The 13,670-nt window shown below is 71.0% G+C and carries 11 protein-coding genes and 1 pseudogene; 6 read left to right on the top strand and 6 right to left on the bottom strand.

The window, feature by feature from the left end; genetic code table 11:
- The 4 genes from ACZ51D_RS33725 to ACZ51D_RS33710 are packed head-to-tail and all read right to left on the bottom strand — an operon-like array spanning position 1 to position 6,635.
- Positions 1 to 4,170 (bottom strand): CHAT domain-containing protein, encoded by a 4,170-nt coding sequence (locus ACZ51D_RS33725; protein WP_465624064.1) that lies wholly within the window; start codon positions 4,168 to 4,170, stop codon positions 1 to 3.
- Entirely contained in the window at positions 4,167 to 4,820 is a 654-nt protein-coding gene (locus tag ACZ51D_RS33720; protein ID WP_465664387.1) for an RES family NAD+ phosphorylase, read from the bottom strand. The genes ACZ51D_RS33725 and ACZ51D_RS33720 overlap by 4 nt, the downstream gene beginning before the upstream one ends.
- Before the next feature lie 4 nt (positions 4,821 to 4,824).
- Positions 4,825 to 5,487 (bottom strand): hypothetical protein, encoded by a 663-nt coding sequence (locus ACZ51D_RS33715; RefSeq protein WP_465626287.1) that lies wholly within the window; start codon positions 5,485 to 5,487, stop codon positions 4,825 to 4,827.
- A complete protein-coding gene (locus ACZ51D_RS33710; RefSeq protein ID WP_465626285.1) occupies positions 5,484 to 6,635 on the bottom strand; it encodes a macro domain-containing protein in 1,152 nt (383 codons plus the stop codon). Before ACZ51D_RS33710 ends, ACZ51D_RS33715 begins: the two co-directional genes overlap by 4 nt.
- 435 nt (positions 6,636 to 7,070) lie before the next feature.
- Here ACZ51D_RS33710 and ACZ51D_RS33705 point away from each other — a divergent pair, with 435 nt between their 5' ends.
- Positions 7,071 to 7,382, top strand: coding sequence for a hypothetical protein (locus ACZ51D_RS33705; RefSeq protein ID WP_465626283.1), 312 nt, complete (start codon positions 7,071 to 7,073; stop codon positions 7,380 to 7,382).
- Between the two features lie 188 nt (positions 7,383 to 7,570).
- Positions 7,571 to 8,434 carry a helix-turn-helix domain-containing protein gene (locus ACZ51D_RS33700; protein ID WP_465626281.1) on the top strand — a complete coding sequence of 288 codons (864 nt, stop codon included), beginning with the start codon at positions 7,571 to 7,573 and terminating at the stop codon, positions 8,432 to 8,434.
- A 27-nt stretch (positions 8,435 to 8,461) separates the two neighbouring features.
- On the opposite strand, the gene ACZ51D_RS33695 is transcribed toward ACZ51D_RS33700, so the two are convergent.
- Together ACZ51D_RS33695 and ACZ51D_RS33690 are read right to left on the bottom strand one after the other, a co-directional pair.
- Positions 8,462 to 9,595, bottom strand: a complete 1,134-nt coding sequence (locus ACZ51D_RS33695; protein ID WP_465664386.1) for a Fic family protein — start codon at positions 9,593 to 9,595, stop codon at positions 8,462 to 8,464.
- 525 nt (positions 9,596 to 10,120) lie between these two features.
- Positions 10,121 to 10,384 (bottom strand): hypothetical protein, encoded by a 264-nt coding sequence (locus ACZ51D_RS33690; RefSeq protein ID WP_465626278.1) that lies wholly within the window; start codon positions 10,382 to 10,384, stop codon positions 10,121 to 10,123.
- Positions 10,385 to 10,637: 253 nt separating this feature from the next.
- Here ACZ51D_RS33690 and ACZ51D_RS33685 point away from each other — a divergent pair, with 253 nt between their 5' ends.
- The 4 genes and pseudogenes from ACZ51D_RS33685 to ACZ51D_RS33670 all read left to right on the top strand — a co-directional run.
- The gene (locus ACZ51D_RS33685; protein WP_465664406.1) at positions 10,638 to 10,925 is read left to right on the top strand and encodes a tyrosine-type recombinase/integrase; all 288 of its coding nucleotides are present in this window, start codon (positions 10,638 to 10,640) and stop codon (positions 10,923 to 10,925) included.
- 1,157 nt (positions 10,926 to 12,082) lie between these two features.
- A complete protein-coding gene (locus tag ACZ51D_RS33680; protein WP_465664385.1) occupies positions 12,083 to 12,382 on the top strand; it encodes a DUF5994 family protein in 300 nt (99 codons plus the stop codon).
- Positions 12,383 to 12,781: 399 nt separating this feature from the next.
- On the top strand, positions 12,782 to 12,991 hold the full coding sequence (locus tag ACZ51D_RS33675; RefSeq protein ID WP_143685673.1) for a hypothetical protein: 210 nt from the start codon (positions 12,782 to 12,784) through the stop codon (positions 12,989 to 12,991).
- A 266-nt stretch (positions 12,992 to 13,257) separates the two neighbouring features.
- A pseudogene (locus ACZ51D_RS33670) lies at positions 13,258 to 13,670 on the top strand (DUF5994 family protein); the annotation flags it as partial.

Here is a 13,670-nt window from a genome sequence, read left to right as displayed (position 1 = left end):
TCACTGCCCCAGGTGGGTGAAACCGGCCCAGGCCGAGAGGTCGTCCGGCTCCACCGCGGCGGCGCGGGCGGCCAGCGCGCCGGGCATACCGGGCGGCAGCCGGCGGTCCGGGTCGAGCATCCACAGCTGGGCCCTGCGCAGCGCCCGGCCCGCCTGTTCCTGCTCCCGGCGCAGGAAATGGTGCGTCATGAACATCAGGACCGAGGTGGCGTCGTCAGGCACCGGCCACAGCGAGCCGATCACCGATCTGGCTCCGGCCACCAGGAACGCCGTGGCAAGGCTGTACGCCTCGTTGTGGCCGCGCCCGGACACGTGGCTCCAGCAGGCCGCCAGGACCACCAGCTCCAGCCCGTCGCCGCCCCGCCCGGCCGCCTCGGTCAGCTCCTCGGCGGCCAGCTCACCGCCGCTGAAGGAGAGGTACGAGCTGTAGCGCTGGTTGGCGGCCACGGTGGCGTGGCAGGCCAGGTGCAGGACGCCACCACCGCCGCGGCGCAGCCAGGCGAGCACCTCGGCCGGCGTGCCCGGGCCGTCGGCCTCGCCCGCCGCGCGCCGCCCGAGGAAGGTGCCCCGCGGGTAGAAGGCCCGCTGCACCGCGTCCGCCTCCTCGCCGGCGTAGCGCAGGTCCCCGGTCGGATTGCCGACCACCAGGGCGGCGTCGGTGTGCGGTGTGGACGGCCGGGCGGCCACGTCGCACAGCAGCCGGGCCGAGGCGGCGTACGAGATCTCGGCCTGCTCGACGGCGTACCGGCGTCGTCCGGTGGCGTCCGGCTCCGACCAGGCCGCATGCCACGGCACCACGCCGAGGGCGCCCATGGGCACCAGGATCAGCGACGGCGGGCGGGTCCGGCCGGGTGGCGGCACGAGCATGTCCAGCAGTGGCTTGACCGCCGCGTACCAGGCCCAGGAGCACAGCCGGTCCAGTTGCCGGCGCAGCGAGGGCGAGTCGGGTGCGGCGGCGTGCGGAGCCGGCCCCATGTCCCGGACGGACCGGCCGGCCGGGGTGTAGTCCCGCAGGGGCCCGGCGTCCTCCTTCAGCAGCGGCAGCGGCAGCCAGTGCGCGCCACCATCCGCGGTGACCAGGACCGCCGCCCCGCCGCGGTCGTCGGAGGCCGGCATCAGGTACACCAGGGCGTCCGCCCGGCAGCTGCGCAGCGCCGCACCGATCTCCGCGGGGGCCGGGGTGCCGAGCAGCCGGGCCGACGGCCCGCCGTACGGGCCGTCGGCGGTCAGCGCGGTCAGGACGCGGCGGCGCAGTTCGCTCGGGACGCCGCCGGGCCCGGTCGAGCCGTCCGCTCCGCCAGGCGGTTCGGCGCCGCCCGCGGCCCGCCACTCCTCGGCCAGGTCGGGCCGACCGGTGGCGGTCAGCAGCTGGGGCACCGTCATCGCGGTGTTCGCGGCGTGCAGCACCAGTCCGCGGCAGGCGTCCAGTGCCTGGACGGCGGCCTCGGGGGCGTCGTCGGCCAGGCACCAGGCGGCCACCTCCAGGGCCGCGGCGGTGGCCTCGGGTGCGCCCTCGGCGGCGTGCCCGGTGCCGGACTGGAGCAGCGCCATCCAGGAGTGTCCGCGCAGGGACTCGAGCCCGGCGAGGCGTCCCCGGCGGCGGTCGTCGCGGGCCGGGTCGGCGCGCAGCCGGTAGGCCCGGCCGAGGGTCAGGCTGCACACCGCCCAGAGCCGGTGCTCGGGGCCGCCGGCCAGCTGGGCGGCCCGCTCCAGCAGGTCAATGCCGGTCCCCAGCTCACGGCGGTCGCCGCTCCGGGAGGCCTTGGCGCAGTGGGTGCTGCCCAGCACGAAGGCGTAGCGCAGCCAGTCGTCGCTTCCCTCGTCGGACAGGTCCAAGGCCTCCCGGAGCAGGGTCATTCCTTCGTCGAGAAGCCGGCGGTCGGGCCGGTCCACCCCCCGTGCGATGCGGGCGATACCCGCGTCCCCCAGCACCCATGCACGGTGGTCGCGCGGCAACCGTGCAGCTTGGCGGCGCAGTTCGTCGAGAGTGGCACCACCGTGGGTCGCCATGGAGGCGGTCGGCAGGCCCAGGCTCCTGGCGAGCTGGTCGCGGCCCATCCGGGCGTTCTCCAGCAGCGTCCACAGCTCCCCGCGGGCGGGGTCGTCCGGGTCGAGCGCGCCGTGGACCTCGGCGAGCCGCGCGATGGCCCGGTCGGTGCCGGCCAGGTCACCCTGCCGCGCGTACCGAATGGCCTCGATACCCGCGACCTGGCCGTCGATGAGCGACCGGAGGTAGGGGGTGGTGCCGGGCCGATCGCGCAACCGGGCGATGGCGCTCGCGGCCGTCTCCACCTCGTCGAGACCGCCGCGCAGTTGACCTCGCTGGCCCTGGACGGCCGAGCGCAGCAGCTCGATGCCGTCGGTCACCCGCCCGTCCTGGCCGGTGCGCAGGTCGCGGGCCGCATCGATGTGCTCCAGCGCCCCTTCCAGGCCCGACCCGTCTCCGGCTGTCGCCTCGTTCAGGCCGATCAAGCCGGCGATGGCGTGGACGTTGCTCAGCCCGGCGGCATCCCCCTTCCGGTGCTGCAGTGCGGCCTGCAGGAGCGCGGTCTTCTGCTCGGCGGTGACGTGCGTGCCGTGCGGATCGAGCAACGGCACCAGGCCGTACAAGAACGCGGCCGACTCACCCGACTCGCGGCTGTCCGGGTCCATCTCGTGCCAGGTCCGGTACAGCCGGTCGAATTCCGCGGGCAGCCGGTCGACGCCGCCGATGTCGTTGGCGAGACCGTTGAAGTCCTGATCGCTGAGGTTCAGGAAGGCCCCGCCGTGTCTGGCATCCGCCAATGTCCCCATGGTGGCGCGGTGGGCCTCCTGGAAGAGGGCGTCGACCTCGGGGCCCGCCTCGGCAAGGCCCTGGCGCACCAGCTCGTGTCTGACCCAGCCGTGGCACATGATGGCCATCCGCCGGAACTCGGCGCCCTGACTCTCGTCTTCGAGGGCACGCCCGCTGGCCGCGGCGAGCACCGGCAGGCGCGCCGGGTCGCCGTCCGCCCGGTAGCGGGCCCACTGGAGAGACGCCACCAGCAGGCCCAGCGGTGCGGCCGAGCCGCCGTCGCGTTCGGGCTGCCAGCAGTCGAGAGCCCGCTGCAGCAGGTGGAGCGCTCGGTCTCGTCCGGCGTCGTCGTCGCGCTCGGTGGCACGCTGGTAGAGCAGCCGTCCGAAGCAGTCCAGGTACGTGGGCAGCAGTTCGTCGACGGCATCGGGCTCGGCGAGCAGTGGCGCCAACTCCGCCTCGGCGGGCCCGACCTGGGTACTGTCGTCCCAGTGCCACCACAGCATCGCCCGGATGTAGACCATCCGGGCCATCGCCTCGCGGCCCCACCACGATCGCTCCGCGGATCGCTCGCCCGCCTCGACCAGCGCTCGGCCGAACTGGGTCCGGGCCTCCGTCAGCATTTCCCGGTCCCGGGCGCGCTGGCCGTGCACCATCTGGGCGGTGGCGAGTCCGTAGCGCAGCAGCGGGACGTCGCTGTCCGGCGTGGCCGCCTCGAGAGCCGCGCGGAAATGCCGGACGGAGGCCTGCGCGTCGGGCAGGTCACCGCCGGTCCGGTACCGCTCGTGGTGCAGTGCACCGGCCTCCCCGTGCAGTTCGGCGGCCTCCGGGCTGCCGGGTGCGTGGTCGTCGAGCGCGGCGTCGTACCGGCGCAGCGCCTCGGAGAGCAGAGCCGCCCGTTGCGGGGCGGGCCGGTCGTCGGCCTGCACCCACCGCAACCGGGCGAGCCGGGCCACCAGGTACCTGCCGAGCATCCTGAGGTGCTCGAACGACGACCCGGCGACCGGTTCGGCCAGGCCGTCGACCAGCAACGCCCAGGCCCGGTCGAGCAGTTCGGGTTGCGGCCAGCCGTCGTACCGGAACAGCAGCACGCGAGCGCGGAGGATCCGCCAGGCGTCCCAGATCTCCTCGTCGTCGATCCCCTCGTCGCCGGGCCGGGCGAAGGCCCGCTCGAACGCCTCGTCCGCCAGGTCCAGGTCCTCCGGGCGTGCCTGCCGCAGGAAGAGCTGGTAGCTGAAGTCCCCGGCGACCGCCCACGCCGTCGGCACCTGTGGGTCGTCCGCCCGCAGACCTGCCAGCTGCTCCAGCAACTCGTCCCGCTCGGCGCGCAGTTCGTCGTCGGAGACCTCGTCTGGGTCCGGGTCCGGGTCCGGGTCCATCGCCCGCTCCGGCGTCACGGGGCGATCCTCGCGTGGTAGGGCTCCAGCAAGGAGTTGAGCCGCCTCTCCCCCTCGGCGGTGTCGAAGTCGACCGGCGGGACGCCCGTCTCCTCGATCACGTCCGGCACGCAGCGGTCACCGAACAGGACCACCACCCGGTCGCCGGGCTCACGCTTGGACGGCCAGAGGAAGCCCTGCGCCCACAGGTCGGTGTGCTCACGGATCCAATGACCCCAGTCACGGGTGAACGGGTACTCGTTGGCCTCCGCCTGGACAAGCCAGGAGTCCTGGGCGACACTCGCCAGCTCCCGGCCGGTCACCAGGGACACCACGTCCAGCTCTGCGGCCAGCCGCAGGAAGGACAGCCGGCGGCCGCGCATCGCGACCCTCGGCACCAGCCGCGGCGTCCCGCCCGGATCGAACGGAACCGACCGCAGCAGCGACTCGCACACCGCCGACTCCGCGGTGAGCCCGGCGTAGAGATAGCCGAACGGGTCGCACCTGGTCGCGTCGAAACGGCCGCCGCCGTAGAGGCAGTGGGCGGGTACGGGATTGAACGCGGTCGCCGGGTGGCGGGCCGCGTGCAGCCGGTACAGCGGGGTGCCGGCCGGCAGGGTCAGCTTGGCGGGCGTACCCGGCAGCACCCGCGGGGGCCTGGTGTTCGCCATCCGGTTACTCCTCCTCCGACAGGTACCGTGCCGCGTCCACGAGCTGGCCGTCCCGCCCGGCGCCGAGCAGGTCGGCGGGGTTGCCGCCCAGCCACGCATTGGCCGACAGCCACCAGTCCGCGACGCCCCACGGGTCGCGTTCGGCGTCCAGAACGGTGTTGACCTCCACCACCGTCGGCAACGGCGTGCCCGCGACGCCGAACTGGAAGCCGGGCAGCCGCAGCCTCCCGCCGGGCCCGGTCAACCTCAGCAGCCCGGCAGCGCCTGGATCACCGCCCAGCAGCCGCACCTCGTCGGGGTCGAGCGCCGGTACGGCCAGGATCCTCACCCGGATCGGACCGAGCACCGGGCCGACCATGCGGTGGCCGTCGAGCACCAGCACGGCTAGGTCGTCCGCATGGAAGCCGAGGTACGACCGGTCCTGCGGGTCCCCGGCAAACCGGGCACCGGACACATCGTCGAGCCGTCCGGACTCGGCGTCCGGCAGCGCTTCCAGCAGCAGCCGTGCCGCCTCCTCGGCCGCCTGCAGCCGGGCCGGCCCGTTCTGCTCGGCAAATCTCAACGCCTGCAGCCGCAACTCCAGTTGGCGGCCCGGCGCGGGTTCCAGCAGGCCGGCCAACCGGTCCCAGTCGGCGGCGGCGGCCGCAAGCACCTGGTACGGGTTCATCGGATCCTTCCGTCGACCGCCTTCACGGCCATGAGTTGACGTTCGATCAGATCTGCGGCGACAGCCCGCCGCACCACGAGGTGCACCTCCCACTTCGCACCGCGGATCAGTTCGGCCTCCACCGCGGCCCAGAGCATGCCGAGACTGACCTCGTACGGCAGCCCGCCTCGGCCGGAACCGAGCAACGGAAGACAGATCGAGCGCAGCGGAGGATCGAACTGCCGGTGTTCCTCGGCAAGCACGGCGAGCGCCCGGGCGACCGCCCGGGTCACGTCCGCCGGCAGCACATCGTAGTCGTTCGTCCCGAGGCGCGGGACCGCCACCGCGGCGTGATAGATCCGCCGAACACCCTGCTCCACCAGCGCCCCCGCCCCGACCGCCGCCACGGTTCCCGGCAGGACCGCCCGGCCCGGCGCCCCGTGCCGGACGGCCCACCTCCGCAACTCCTCGTGCACCAGGTCCTCGACGAGCTCCCCGGTCGACCCGCGCAGCGCTCCCACCCGCCGAAGCGACGCCGACACCGACGACTTGTACGGCTCCGGCAGCGCCAGATAGGTGTTGGTCGGCGAGACAACGACGTCCACATCGCGCAACAGATCGACGGGGTGGACGTGCACCGTCACCAGCGCGGTCCGATCGCCCACCCGGACCCGCAGCGACCGGTGACCCGACGACGCGGGCGAGAGCGGCCCAACGTCCACCGCCTCCCCCGCCTGGTCCGCCTGGCGCGACAGCGCTGCCCGACCCGGCTGCCCCGCCCGTGCGGCCATCCGAATCACCTGCTCGGCGACCTCACCCAGCACCAGCGCCTCGTGGTGCTTGCGGAATCGCTCCACGCTCACCCCGTACACGCCCGCGGCATGCTTCCGACGGTCGGCGGGCGGCCAGTCGCGAGTGCCCTGGGCCAGGCCGAGGCTGTACTCGGCGGCCGTGTGAAGGTTGCCGGGATCGATTCGCGTCACCGCCAGCCGCAGCAGCCGCTCCACAGAGGCGGGCCGCGACTCCCGCCCGGCCGGCAGGTCAATCATGTCTGCGGCCCGGGCCAGCGCCGGGAGCTCCAGCTCACGCAGCCGCACCAGGCCGACTCGCCGCAATTCCCGCACCTCCCTGAGAACTGACGCGTGGTCCGGCAGGTCGCTGTGCAGCATGTCGGAGAGGATCGCACCGCGCCGACGGCGGCGACAAGCTGGATCCGCCCTCCCATCCAACCACCCCGCCCGGGCGGCTTCGGGTCGCTTTCCGGGCGCACTCGGGCACCCGCCGGACAACGGCACGCGGGTCGCTCCAGGCCGATCTGCAGAGCCTCTGGTGATGAACGGCAGCATCCCCGGGCCGGATGCCGACGTGGTGGGACCGTCGACGGCGGCGAGGCTCACTGGGCGTTTCACCCTGATTCCGAGGTTCATCTTCCGTGCCAGGTCGGTGTGCTCTCGCCGATGAGTCGGCGGGTCATGAGCCAGCGCCTCATTGGCGAGAACCCTGAGCGTGGAGTGGAGAAGGTCGTTTGGGCTCGCGGCAGGTGTGGAGTTCCGCTGGTGGGCACGCTACTGACGCGCCCCCGGAAGGCGGGGAAAGTATCTACCGTGGCTGGTTCCGCCAATGCTGTCGGCGGCCCGGACCCGGCTCTGCCGATCACCGTACCCGACGGCAGCACTCGCGTCCGCTGCTTCGAACGCTGGATCGGTCTCGACAACTGGACCATGGACCGGCCTGTCGACCTGGTTGTCCGAGACATGGACGGTCACCGACCGGTGGTTGCCGTCGGCGCGCTGGGCGACGGGCGCGTGGGCCGAACCCGTAGCGCCCTGAGCGTGGAAGCGGAGGCGGGGCCCTCTATGCGTCTGAGCTATCGCAACGCCATCGACGGTCAACCACCCATCAGCCACAGAACGTGATCGCTCGGCCAGTGCGTCGTTGCCGGTGCACCGCTGCCCACGCCACGAGCAGGGTTCGCTGGAGAACGAACCAACACGAACTATGAGCAGGCGCCCTCACGCATATGCCGACCAAGCTCGGTCAGCTCCGGACGGCAGCATCACGCGACGGGAACGATACGACCTCTGACAACCACGGAGGACGGCCCATGGGCGATGCAGGAACGCCGATGGAGCGCATGCGCAGGCTGGATCACCTCAGCCCCTTGGAGGCCGCGAAGGCGTGGGGTGTCCCCAATCCGGCGTTGAAGAACGCGGCGGAGCAGATCCGCCAGATCCGGGCAGGAACAGACCGTTCACTCGCCCGTGACAGGCCGCGCTGTCCCGAACCGGTCGCTTCGTTCTACGGCTTCCCATGCAAGGTCCCGGTCGAGTCAGGGATGGACGTCTGTTACCAGCACCGCCGGGTGAAGGCCAACCCGGGCACGGATGTGACCTCTTACGCTCTGGCCGCCGTACAGGCCCACACGGGCTGGGAAGAACTGCGCGAGAGTATCCGAAGCCTGGACAAGGGCGCGCTGCAGACCGAACGACTACGACTCTTCAAGGCATTCGAGGCCAACGCTCCGATGACCGAGGAGGACTATCGACTCGCCTCCCTTCTGCTGCCCTCCGACGATCCGGCCACACAGGCCCGCCGCGCCCTGGGCCTGCCCGGGCCCAACGACGGAATCGGCGACGCGGCTCGCCTGCGCGGACTCGGCGTGCTCCTCGCCGCCGCGGAGGCTGCCGCGCTCAACGTGCACACCGGACTGCCCGAGCCCAAGCACAAGCCCACAGGTCCCTCAGCCAACGACACGCCCAAGAGCGACGAACCCCTGCTGCACTCCGTCACGGAAGCCGCGAAGCGCCTGGGCGTGGGCGTCGCCTGGCTTCGTTCGGAGTCCGCCGCCGGCCGCATCCCTCACCGGCAGATCGGCAGCCACCGCATGTTCAGCGAGGACGACCTCGCACAGATCGTTAAGGATGCGTACCGGCCCGGCAACGGAAAGATCCGAGGCCGACGCTGGTGAGCTCGAGCGTCCCCCGCACCTGCTGAGTCACGCGTAGGGGTCACGCAGCGGCCTGGGCTCACGAACTCCGCGCGTGATTTCCTCGGGCAGGTCCGGGCCGGCGGTGTAGTAGCGGCCCTGGGCCTCGCCCTTGGCGGTGAGCCAGCTGGCGCGGACGAGTTCACGGATGTCGCGTTGGGCCTGCTGTTCGCTGATTTCGGCATCGGCCTGGTATGTGGCGCGGCGCAGGCGGTTGCCCATGGCAGCGGGGTAGAGGGCGTAGAGCATGCGGTCGGGCCAGCCGCGCTGCTCGATCGCTTCGTCGAGGGCGGTCCAGACGTCTCGGGTGGTGTTGACCTGCCGCTCGACGCTCTGGGCCTGCTGGTGGTGGGCGCGCAGGCAGAACCTGACCCAGGGCAGGGTGTCGCGGTCGGGGGTCCAGACGGGGCCGCCGACCTCAGCGAGGACGTCGTAGTAGCGGTAGGTGTTGCGGGCGCGGCCGAGCCATTCCTCGATGCTGGAGAACTCGGGCGCCATGATCCCTTCTCTGGCGAGGACCAGGGTGTGCAGGGCGCGGGACATCCGCCCGTTGCCGTCCGGCCATGGGTGGATCGCGACCAGGTTCAGGTGTGCCATCGACGCTCGCACGAGACCAGGGGTCTCAAGGTCGCCCTCGTTGAGCCAGTCCACCAGTTCGGCGGTCAGCTCCGGCACCTGATCGGCGCCAGGTGCGGTGTAGGCGGCGATGGTCGGGTCCTCGGCCGAGGTCACGTAGACCGGGCCGGTGCGCCACCAGCCGGGCCGCTTGAGCAGGTGGTGGCCCTGCATCATGAAGTGCAGCGCGTTCAGCAACCCCTTGCTGTACTCGAAGTCCTCGCTGGCGTCGGCCAGGCGTTGGATGTAGGTCATCGCCTGGCGGCAGCCCTCGATCTCGACCGCGACGGTGTCGTTCGCATCGATCGGTGCCTCGCCGACAATGATGTCCTCGACGTCCGACACGCTCGCCGCGTAGCCCTCGATCGTGTTCGACCCGGCGATGGCCCGCGCCGTGAGGTTACGCCTCAGCTGGCCTTCCCAGCGCCGGGGTGTGCGCAGGTGCAGGCGCAGACGGTCGCGCATCTGCGCGATCTCGTCCAGAACGGCTTGATCGGCTTCCTGCAGCGCCGGTGTCTGGTACAGCATGCCGCGATGACACCATGACGGCATCAAGCAGTCAAGCCAGGTTCAGCGCGACTATGCCATATGAGTACATCGACATCACCACCGAAGGCGCCCGCCCGAGAACCGACCCCGCAGTCCGCCCGGCCGTCGCGCACCGCGCGCCTCACCCAGGCACCCATGCCCCGGCCGATGCCAACGCCCCCGCCATCGGTCGCCCCGGCCCAGACGCACGCCTGGGCCGACTTCCTGGCGCAGGCCGTCCGCAACGGGCTCGACCCGGCGCTGGTCACCCAATGGCTGACCATTCTGGCCGACGCCACCGGCAGCCCGCTGCTCCCATCCCTGTCCTCGATGCCGCTGGCGGAGTACGTCGACCGCCGCCTCCCGGCCATCCTGGCCGACCTTGAGACCACGACCCATATCCCCTACCTGGCCGGATGGCACCACCGGATCGAGCCCGACCTCGGGCACCTTCCGGTCAGCCTGGTCACCACCAGCACGATCGCCAACGCGGTCGACAGCTGGATTTCGGAGGGCTGCGGCCGCTCAACGATCAAGAACACCCTCGCCATGCTCTACCGCATCCTCGGGCAGGCCGTCATGGACGGCCTCATCGAGCACGCGCCCGCCCACGTCAAAGGCTGGCAGCAGAAGTACCAGCAGGCCGAGGACGAACTGCTGGACCCCCGCCTTCTCGCCCTGCGGGACTGGGATGCCCTCACCGAACTCGCCGAAGCCCTGATCGACGCCTCCTACAACCACTACCGCGGCTGGGGCGACTACCGCGGCTGGGGCGACGTCGTCATCCACGGCGCCTGCACCGCCACCCGCATCGGCGAGGTCTCAGGAGTCCGAGCCTGCGACATCAACGTCCGCACCTGGCTCCTCACCTGCCGACGGCAGACCACCCCCGCACCCGGCGGCCTCGTCGACAAACACACCAAAGGCAAGACCGCCCGCTACATCCCGATCATCGAACCACTGCGCCCACTGATCATCTGCCGCCTCGAAGCGACCCGGCAATCCGAACGCCCGCCTCTACACCGGCCCCCGCGGTGGCCGCATCAGCACCGCCGTCCTGCGCGACGCCACCCACCGGGACGACGTCACCCGCAACCTCGGCTACGAGCACCTGAGCCGCCACGACCTGCGCCACACCGGCCTGACCTGGATGGCCGACGCCGGGATCCTGCCTTCGATGCTCCAGCAGATCGCCGGCCACAAGGACAGCACCACCACCCAGCGCTACCTCCACCCCGACCTCCGCGAACTCACCAAGGCTGGCGAAGCGTTCACCAAGCACCTCGCCGAGCAGCTCGGCGCCGCCGGGAAGATCCCCGGCCACTGGTAACGGAGCGCATCCAAGTCCCTCGGGAAGACGCCTTCGCTCGCCAAAGCACCCCCAGCTGATCAACCGTCAACGTGCCCAATTCAGGGGTGCGTTACCCACTTGACCCCGCTTTTCGGGCGGTCAAGTGCGCCACAGCGCCCGAGTTCATGCATTCGTTCCAGAAAGGGATTGACACCTTCGCATCACAGGAAAAACAGCGATACATCCCAGCAATCGAAGGATAGCAATAGCGGCAATTGCCCGATATGCCGCGTCCGAAAACCACCAAAAGGCGGCTTACTCTACGCGAGTAAACCGCCTCTGACCTGCGACTTTACAGTCGGGACGACAGGATTTGAACCTGCGACCCCTTGACCCCCAGCGGTCGGACGGATGTCCGACCAATGTCCACCAGTCCAAGCCTCGCAGGTCAGGGCCCTTCACGTCCAACCTCAATTACGCCTGATGCCACCCCATGACACCCAATCCGTGAGAAGCGCGTGAGAGCCAGCACGCGAGCGGGAGATCGAAAGTGATCCGCTCACCCAGGACAATGAGACTTCCTCCGCTCCAGAGCCCCCGATGTCGCTCTTCGGAACAGCGCGGCCGCGACGGTCGGCCTCCAGGTCAAGGAATTCTGCATCGTCCACCGACAGGCAGTAGTGACGGGAGCCACCGGCCTCCCACGCAGACCACTACACTCGACCGCCCCACAAAAAAGGCCGCCCCCGCATTGCTGCGGAGGTGACCTTTCCGGCCTGCGCAAACGTAACACCGACCGGGACAACAGGATCTGAATCCACGCCCCCGCAACCCTATGATCTTCCCGCCGAAAGGGCAGACACTCGCGAGATCACGAGTCGCGGATCCAGGAATCCTGCCTCATTGATCCACATATTCGCCTCCTCGCGATCGTCCCACCGGTTACTTCTCCCGGCACTTTCCAGAATACTCCGCGCTGCTGGAATCCGAGCACCTCTTGCACATGAATTCTTTTTCAAAAATTACCGCACGCTCATGTTTGACCGTCATCCGATAAATACCTTGGGCCGCACCCGACAGCGGCAAGATCCTGCCTGGCTGAAGTGCCGCGGGTCAGGGCCGGCGCCATGCCGGGACAGGGGAGGTGCTGGTGAGACGTTCGCCGGTCCATCTTGAGGCAAGGCAGGGAGCCGACGGTGGAAGGACTCACCGTCCACGACCTGCGGGATTCCTGCGGTGCCAGGCGCCCGCACCAGGCCGTCCACAACAACGAGTCCAGGACGGGTGTTCGGTATGACCGGGCGGCCTCCGATCCCACCGCTGCCCAGCCACCGGGGCCGGAACCGCCGGTGCGCCTCTCACTGACACCGGAAGGAGCCACCCCGGGACGACTGGACGGCGCCCGGCGGCCCCGCTCGCACGACCTCCTGCACGAACTCCCCCCGCTGGCGGCAGCACTGGCCCCACACGGGGGGAGATCACACCTGTCACCGTGAATCCGACACATCGGCTGGTCATCCCCCGGCGGGTCCCGTCGAAGGCCACGTCATCCACGTCGGATGGTTCGAGCAGGAGCAGGACGCGGACGAGGTGATGGTGTGCTCCTTCGTCCCGCTCCGCCTGGAGCTCCTGGTAATTCCCCCGAGGCCGAGGCCTCGGCCGCCGCCGAGTGGCTGATGACCGCGGCGCCCGACCCGGCCAATGCCCGCACCGGCACCGACGCATCCGCAGCGCTCCGCTCGGATGCGGTCGGGCGCACCGGACGGCGGCCCGGCCTGACCAGGGCACGGGGGTGGGCACCGGGTCCCCTGGGGGCGGGCCGTGAGGGTCGGACGGGTGCGCGGCACGACAGGGCTCCGGTGGCGGACCCGGGATCGGACCTGGACAATCGGGTCATGGCAAGCCTCGAAGCGAACCCCGGGACGGTGCATCTGGCCCACGAGGCGGGATATGTCAGCCCCGGCGTCGCGCTGGGCGAGTCGGTCAAGGGCATAGTTCGCATCGACGAGCGCGGATGGGTGCACGTCACTCAGGCGGACGGATCTCGGGTGTCGTTCCCGCCTCATGCCGTAGAACGCGTCAACTGGGGCGAGCCTGCTTCCTAGACGCCGGGGCTCCGCTCCTCGCCGTGGATATGGGCTCACGTCTCCGGGACCGCTCATCGAGCAGCGGGTCGCACGAGCGACGATGCCGCCCTGTTCGCGATCGAATGGCGTTGAGAGGCCGGCACCCCGCGCGGGCTGTCCCCACCGGCCGGGTCGGCGGGGTACGGGCGGGGTACCGTGGGGACATGGGGCGGCCCGGCCGCCGTTCCCCTTGGTCGGCCCTCGCTCGGCGGGGCCGGCGTGCGTCCACGGACAGGTGGCGCGCCATGTCGGACGAAACCGGTGCCGTGTTCCCGGGACTTCTGCCGGACCGGTTCCGGCAGGCCGCGAAGCCGGGGACCGTGCTGCTGCGTCTGGAGACCACACAGTCGCGCGAGGGTGTGCTCGACGGCGCATGGTGGCCGCGGTCACGGGACGTCGGCGCCGAACTCCCCGGTCTGGTCAGGGCGTTAACTGAACACTCCGGCCCGTGGCGAGCGTCGGGCTGGACGCGGAAGCCTGGGACGACGCGCCGGCCCGGCTGGTCGTCGACGGCCGGTCGGTGCACATCGACCGGTATCCGGTCGGCGACGACACCGTGATCGTCACGCGGGGCGACCGCGATCACTTCAGCCTGCTCGTCGTCCCCCCGCAGGCGAGCCAGGAGGCGGCCCTGGCCGCGATGGCCCGCGCGGTCGAG

The sequence above is a fragment of the Kitasatospora sp. NPDC033851 genome (assembly GCF_055576085.1).
The sequence above is the reverse complement of the archived record's forward strand: the minus strand, read 5'-3'. Positions and strand labels throughout refer to the sequence as shown.

Coding starts and splice junctions, on each gene's coding strand:
- ACZ51D_RS33695 (WP_465664386.1), bottom strand. CDS start 9,595: ATGCTGTACCAGACACCGGCGCTGCAGGAAGCCGATCAAGCCGTTCTG.
- ACZ51D_RS33675 (WP_143685673.1), top strand. CDS start 12,782: ATGGCAAGCCTCGAAGCGAACCCCGGGACGGTGCATCTGGCCCACGAG.
- ACZ51D_RS33710 (WP_465626285.1), bottom strand. CDS start 6,635: ATGCTGCACAGCGACCTGCCGGACCACGCGTCAGTTCTCAGGGAGGTG.
- ACZ51D_RS33700 (WP_465626281.1), top strand. CDS start 7,571: ATGGGCGATGCAGGAACGCCGATGGAGCGCATGCGCAGGCTGGATCAC.
- ACZ51D_RS33720 (WP_465664387.1), bottom strand. CDS start 4,820: ATGGCGAACACCAGGCCCCCGCGGGTGCTGCCGGGTACGCCCGCCAAG.
- ACZ51D_RS33715 (WP_465626287.1), bottom strand. CDS start 5,487: ATGAACCCGTACCAGGTGCTTGCGGCCGCCGCCGCCGACTGGGACCGG.